The organism is Belnapia sp. AC561 (assembly GCF_979252845.1).
The window spans coordinates 21683-27817 of record NZ_CEEDBP010000054.1; the positions used below are offsets into that span (position 1 = coordinate 21683).

The window sequence follows — 6135 nt, forward strand, 5'->3', positions numbered from 1 at the left end:
CTTTCAAACTTGCAAATGCGGCTCAGCAAATTAATGAATTACATAGAAATATTAGTATTTAAATATTAGTACCTTGATTTTACTGATAGCCGCCAGTTTTTTCCCGCTCCTTAGCTGCATCTTCTTGGACACCAGTATCAACCGGCTGCGGTGCAGGCTTGGCCTTATCCGCATCGGGCTTGGTCGGCTTCGCTGCGTCCTGGGACATGTGACTCTCCTGCCTATCCAGTCCGAACCGACCGGGGCCAGGAGAGTTCCTCAGCGTCCGAGGCGCAGCCCTGCCCGCTCGACGATGCTGCCGAACTTGGCCCTCTCCGCCACGAGGAAAGCCCGTGTCGTCTCCGGTGTGCTTTCCCCCGCCGCATCCACACCAGCGACCGCCATACGCTGCTGGACGACCGGATCCGCCAGCACCGCCCGCACCGCGGTGGACAGGATCTGAGCGACTGCATCTGGCAAGCCGCGTGGCGCGACCAGCACATTCCAGGTCGTCACCTCGAACCCGGTCAGCCCGACCTTATCCAAGGTCGGCACGTCCGGAACCAGCGGATGCCGCTGCAGGGACGTCACCGCCAGCCCCCGCGACAAGCCGTCCCTGATGTGGGAGGCCGTAGAAGCCAGCACCTCGACCGAGTAATCTACCTCACCCTTGGCCAGCGCCTCCATCACCGCGGACCCGCCACGATAGGGTACATGCTCGGCGCTCAGGCCGCCGGCCATGATCTTGATGTATTCTCCGGTGAGATGGCCGATTCCACCGGCGCCCGACGTCGCCCAGGTGTAATTGCCGGGCTTGGCCTTCACCGCATCGAGCAACTGCCGCGCTGTCCGGAAGGGCGACTGCGCCGGCACCACCAGCACCATCGGTCCACCGCCCACCGGGGCGATCGGTGAGAAATCTTCCACCGGGTCATAGGGTGTCTGTTGCGGCAGCGCCGCCGGATTGGTGCCGAGCGCTGAGGCGCTGCCAAGGAGCAGCGTATAGCCATCCGCTGGCCGGTGCCGCACCCATTCACTGCCGACGGAGCCACCTGCCCCGGCCCGGTTCTCGACGATGACCCGAGCGTTCGGACCCAGCTTCGGCGCCAAACGCTCGGCCAGGATGCGGGCGGCGATATCGGTCGAGCCGCCGGCGAGAAAGGGTACCACCAAACTGATCGGCCGGTCCGGATAACCTGACTGCGCCAAGGCCGGTATTCCGGCAGATGCCAGAAGAGTGGGCGATAGCAGCAGCAGGCGGCGTGACAGCGTCATTCCGGACATCTCCCATGAATAGTCTGCTCATGCCCCGGAAGCGGCCATGGTGCAATTATACCATTATACCACCAGAACTCGGGCACCGACGCGCAACCACTGCGTTGCCATGGCAGACCCGATTGCCCCCCGGAGATGCCAGCATGCCGGCCGATTCTTCCCCAAATCCCATCCTGGCCACCGTCGCCGCCGCCGGAGCTCTCGTGCTGCTCCTCGCCGGCAACAAGCTGGCGGAGCCTCGCCCGGCCCGCATCCGCGGCGACCGGCCGCACTCCCGCCCATTCGCGCCCGCCACTGCTGATGGGCATGGCCGTGACGCGACGCGCCCAAGCGAAATCCCGGCCCGCGGCTGGTGGGATATCCTCAAGCGCACCGCGAGCCAAGTTTCGGACGATCGGGTGATGACCGAAGCGGCCGGCATAACCTTCTTCGCTCTCCTCGCCCTCTTCCCCGCCATCGGCGCGATGATCTCGATATACGGCCTTTTCGCGGACCCGGCGACGATCTCGGAGCATCTGTCAACCGTTGCCGTTGTCGTGCCCGAAGGCGGTATGCAGATCATCGATGAGCAGGTGAAGCGCATCATCTCCAAGGGGGGTGCCAGCCTGGGTATCGGTGCCATCATCGGCCTCGCCACCTCCCTCTGGAGCGCCAACCAGGCCATGAAGGCCTTGGTCGATGCGTTGAATGTTGTCTACGACGAGAAGGAGCGCCGTGGCTTCCTGATGCGCACGGCGGTCACCCTGGCCTTCACCTTGGGCGGCATCCTCTTCATCCTTCTGGCCATGACCGGCGTGGTGGTGCTGCCGCTGGCCCTGAAATTCCTCGGTTTGGGGACGGAAGGCGGGATCGGCCTGATCCTGTCCCTGGCACGGTGGCCCGTGCTGGTGCTGACGATCGGTCTCCTCCTCGCCATCATCTATCGCTATGGCCCGAACAGGGATCGCGCCCAATGGCGTTGGGTCAGCTGGGGTAGCGCCGCCGCCGCCGCAGGCTTTCTCGCCTTCTCGCTTGGGTTTTCCTACTACGTGAGCAACTTCGGCAACTACAACGAGACTTACGGTTCGCTCGGCGCCGTGGTCGGCTTTATGACCTGGACCTGGCTTTCGGCGACGGTCGTGCTGGTCGGGGCGGAGTTGGATGCCGAAATGGAGCACCAGACGGCGCAGGACACCACCAGCGGTCCGGAGCAGCCTCGCGGAGCACGCGGCGCGAAAATGGCTGATACGGTGGCCTGAACGGCCACCCGGTCAGTTGCGTGGCGCCATCGTCAGCCAGCCGACGATGCGACGCGCCACCGGAATCGCCAGCATCGCCGCGGGGAAGGCGAAGAGCCAGGCCAGCCCCCAATTCATCAGCCATAGCGCCAGGAAGCGAGGCGGCATTCCGAGATTGACCAGCGTCAGCAACAGAGACACCACACCGGCCATGAAGAAGGTCATGACCAGCGGGAACAGCACCGGTGCGTAACGCGCCGGGATCACGCTGCAGATGCCGCCGCAGCCCGTGCCTTGGCGATGGCCGGCGGCGCCGGCCCACCCGCCATCCAATCCAGCAACTCCACGGTATGCGCCACCGGCAGGGTGTCGCCAGCAAGCTGGGTCAGGCAGCCGATATTGCCGGCCGCGATCAGATCCGCCCCGGTGCGGTTGATATTGCCGAGCTTCCGCTCCCGTAGCTGCGCCGCGATGACGGGCTGCAGGATGTTGTAGGTCCCGGCGCTGCCGCAGCAGAGATGACCCTCGGCCGGTTCCTTCACCCGGAACCCTGCCTTGGCCAGCAACTGCTTCGGCGCCGCGGTTATTTTCTGGCCGTGCTGGAGCGAGCAGGCGGCATGGTAGGCGACTGTCAGATCCGGAACCGCGCGGCTCGGCGCATAGCCGAATTGCAGCAGCACCTCGGAGATGTCCTTCGCCAGTGCGGAGACCATCTCAGCCCGGGCCTTCCAGGGCGCCGGCTCCTCGCGGAACATGAAGCCATAGTCCTTCACCGTGGTACCGCAGCCGGAGGTATTGACGACAACCGCATCCAGCCCCTCGCCCTCGGCCTCGCGCGCCCAGGCGGCGATATTGGCCCGCGCCAGGGCCATGGCCGGGTCATGATCCCCCATGTGATGGTTCAGGGCGCCGCAGCAGCCCTGGTCCCGGGTGATGACCACCTCGATCCCCATCCGGGTCAGCAGGCGGATCGTCGCCTCGTTGATGCTGGGTGAAAGGACCTGCTGGGCGCAGCCGGTCAGCAGCGCCACGCGGCCACGGCGGGTGCCAGCGGCCTTATGGATCTGCGGCGCCTGCATCGGGCTGGCCGGCGGCAATGCACCTGGGGCCAGGCGAAACATGGCCCGTAGCCGCTCGGCGGTCAGCGAGGCGCCGGGCACCAGCCGGGCAAAAGGCCGGCCGATCCTGGCGCCCATGAGTGCGGCGCGGAAGCGCGTCGGATAAGGCAGCACGCGGGTCAACAGCGCACGCAACGCCCGCTCAGGCCAGGGCCGGACATAGGTGTCTTCGATATAGTGCCGGGCGTGATCCACCAGGTGCATGTAGTTTACGCCAGAGGGGCAGGTGGTCATGCAGGACAGGCACGACAGGCAGCGGTCCACGTGCCGCACCACCTCCTCCGTCGCCGGCTTGCCGCCCTCCAGCATGTCCTTGATCAGGTAGATGCGGCCGCGCGGGCTATCCAGCTCATCACCAAGCAGAACGAAGGTCGGGCAGGTTGCGGTGCAGAAGCCGCAATGGACGCAGGTGCGCAGGATGCCGTTGCTCTCCCGAGTATCGGGATCCTGCAGCTGCTCCGGCGTGAATGTGGTTTGCATGGGTCCTCGGCGACTGCGGGCAATGGCACAGGATATAGGGCGGAAGACGGTTAGGCGACGGGCGCCGAAGCCAGCATTGCCGCGGAAATCGTTGTCAGGGACGAGGGCCGGGCCGGCCCCGCGCTTCGGCCACCCCGTCCCGTACCAGCGTCTGCATCGCCCGCGCCAGGCAGTCGTTCAGCTTATCGGTCATCGCCATGCGCTCCTGCCGGCCGGCCCGCTCGACGTCGATCTGGTCGTTGTCGGCCCAATGCCGCATCAGGTCCCAGCGACGCAGCACTGGAACCCCATGCGCCGCGGCAGCCAGCCGCAAGGCATCACGATAGGCATCGACATTGGCATTGGCGCGCAGGAAGCGGGAGAATTGCTGGTCCATCAGCACCGCATCCGCCCCGCCGGAAATCGCCCGGGTCAGGCCGGCATTCAGCGCCTCCACCATCTCATCCACATCGAGGCCCCGGACGACTTCGGCGGTCCCGGCCTGCCACAGCACCAGGTTCGGCGGCGTCCGGGCCATCTCGGCGTCGATGATGGCGGCGGTCTCGGCCGTCGTTAGTCCGCGTGCCCCGCGCGTGACCACCTCCAGCTTCAGGCTGGGGTTGCGTGCCCGGATCAAGGCCTCGAGCCGGGCGGGCCAGGCCGCAGCCGGACCGCTGGTACCCGGCCCCAGGACGGAAGCACCACCCACGACCAGGATCCGCAGGCTGCCGCCACTGCCTGCCTTCGCCGTTGCCGGCAGCGCCGCATTGGCCAGCAACAGCTCCGGCGGTGCGTCGCAGACCGGCACATTGGCCCGCGCCGTGGCCGTGGCCAGCAGCACGCCCAGCAGCAGCAGGATGCGGCCGGCGTCAGCGATCATGGCATTGTCGTAGAAGAGGCTGCCGAAGCCTGCAAGCGGCCAGACGCCATCGGCGCCTCGGCCGCTGCCGGATGGCGCGGTGCCTCAGTCTTCTCACGCAGCCGGTACCAGGCGCCGATGACGCCGATCGAAACCAGTGCCGCCAGCCCTGCCAGGTTGACCACGGTCTGCATCACCCACCGGTCGTCCATCTCCAGCGCCAGCCGGCCCAGGAAGGCCAGGAAGATGCCGGCGCAGAAGACCGGCAGGCCATGCTGGCCCATCAGCACGAAGGGTGCCGCCAGCCGGCCCCGCAGCCACCCCGCGCTGCGCGGCACCGCATGCCCCAGCAGGTAGGCGAGTGCCAGGATGGACAGGAAGCGGAAAGGATGCAGCCCGGTCTTGTCGATGGTAGTCAGCAGATCGGCGAGCCTGGGCGGCAATTCCACCAGCCACTGCTCCCTGTACTCCCCCACCAACACGATGGCCGAGCCGACGCAGAGAATACCGGTTGCCGCAACGACCAACCCGGCCCGGAAGGGCACCGAGGGCGGCGGCCCGCGCCGCCCCTCACGCAGCGGCGCATAGCCCAGCAAGGCCCCGGTGAAAAACAGCACCTGCCAGGCCAGCGGATTGAAGAACCAGCCCCCTCCCGTCCAGTTCGGCAGGTTCAGGTCCAGCAGCCGAACCAGCACATAGACCAGCCCGGAGAGGCCCAGCAGCAGTCCCGGCCGCCGCAGCAGCGGCAGCGCCGGCACCAGCAGCAGCAGCAAGACGATATACAGCGGCAGGATGTCGAGAAAGGCTGGCTGGAACCGCAGCAGCAGCGCCTGCAGCAACGCGAGGTAGGGCTGCTCCCCAAAGACATCGAGGTGCAGTTCATCCAGATAGGCGGAGCTTTCGAGCGCTGCGGCAGAATAACCGACCTGGGCGGTGAAGACGACGAACAGGAAAATATGCGCCACGTATAAGGTGCCGACCCGGCGCAGCAGCGCCGCCGCGGCAAATGCCCAGCCGCGCCGGTCGAGCGTCGCGCCATAAGCGAGGCCGGCGGCATAGCCGGCGAGCAGGACGAAGCCCTCGGTCGCGTCGCACAGGGCGATATTGCGCAAGGTCAGGCCGCCCAGCCGGTTGCCGGGCATATGGTCGATCAGGATGAACCACAGGGCGATGCCGCGGAAGACATCCGCCCGCAGGTCCCGCCCCCGCCCTGTGGTTCATCCTGATC

The 6135-nt window shown here is 66.6% G+C and carries 7 protein-coding genes; 1 reads left to right on the forward strand and 6 read right to left on the reverse strand.

What is annotated here, in order from left to right; genetic code table 11:
* Positions 1 to 79 precede the first annotated feature (79 nt).
* Complete coding sequence (locus AC0IW9_RS27805; RefSeq protein WP_471651553.1) at positions 80 to 208, reverse strand: hypothetical protein; 129 nt, start codon at positions 206 to 208, stop codon at positions 80 to 82.
* A 50-nt stretch (positions 209 to 258) separates the two neighbouring features.
* On the reverse strand, positions 259 to 1254 hold the full coding sequence (locus AC0IW9_RS27810) for a Bug family tripartite tricarboxylate transporter substrate binding protein (RefSeq protein ID WP_471651554.1): 996 nt from the start codon (positions 1252 to 1254) through the stop codon (positions 259 to 261).
* Positions 1255 to 1397: 143 nt separating this feature from the next.
* Here AC0IW9_RS27810 and AC0IW9_RS27815 point away from each other — a divergent pair, with 143 nt between their 5' ends.
* A complete protein-coding gene (locus AC0IW9_RS27815) occupies positions 1398 to 2492 on the forward strand; it encodes a YihY/virulence factor BrkB family protein (protein ID WP_471651555.1) in 1095 nt (364 codons plus the stop codon).
* Between the two features lie 12 nt (positions 2493 to 2504).
* Here the strand turns inward: AC0IW9_RS27815 and AC0IW9_RS27820 are convergent, their stop codons facing one another.
* From AC0IW9_RS27820 to AC0IW9_RS27835, 4 genes are all read right to left on the reverse strand, one after another.
* Positions 2505 to 2738: a DUF2798 domain-containing protein gene (locus AC0IW9_RS27820; protein ID WP_471651556.1), complete on the reverse strand. Its 234-nt coding sequence runs from the start codon at positions 2736 to 2738 to the stop codon at positions 2505 to 2507.
* Positions 2735 to 4069 (reverse strand): glycolate oxidase subunit GlcF, encoded by a 1335-nt coding sequence (gene glcF, locus AC0IW9_RS27825; protein WP_471651557.1) that lies wholly within the window; start codon positions 4067 to 4069, stop codon positions 2735 to 2737. Before glcF ends, AC0IW9_RS27820 begins: the two co-directional genes overlap by 4 nt.
* Before the next feature lie 94 nt (positions 4070 to 4163).
* Positions 4164 to 4928 (reverse strand): SGNH/GDSL hydrolase family protein, encoded by a 765-nt coding sequence (locus AC0IW9_RS27830; RefSeq protein ID WP_471651558.1) that lies wholly within the window; start codon positions 4926 to 4928, stop codon positions 4164 to 4166.
* Positions 4925 to 6103, reverse strand: a complete 1179-nt coding sequence (locus AC0IW9_RS27835; protein WP_471651560.1) for an OpgC family protein — start codon at positions 6101 to 6103, stop codon at positions 4925 to 4927. Before AC0IW9_RS27835 ends, AC0IW9_RS27830 begins: the two co-directional genes overlap by 4 nt.
* Positions 6104 to 6135 lie beyond the last annotated feature (32 nt).

Coding starts and splice junctions, on each gene's coding strand:
- AC0IW9_RS27805 (WP_471651553.1), bottom strand. CDS start 208: ATGTCCCAGGACGCAGCGAAGCCGACCAAGCCCGATGCGGATAAGGCC.
- AC0IW9_RS27810 (WP_471651554.1), bottom strand. CDS start 1,254: ATGACGCTGTCACGCCGCCTGCTGCTGCTATCGCCCACTCTTCTGGCA.
- AC0IW9_RS27815 (WP_471651555.1), top strand. CDS start 1,398: ATGCCGGCCGATTCTTCCCCAAATCCCATCCTGGCCACCGTCGCCGCC.
- glcF (WP_471651557.1), bottom strand. CDS start 4,069: ATGCAAACCACATTCACGCCGGAGCAGCTGCAGGATCCCGATACTCGG.
- AC0IW9_RS27830 (WP_471651558.1), bottom strand. CDS start 4,928: ATGATCGCTGACGCCGGCCGCATCCTGCTGCTGCTGGGCGTGCTGCTG.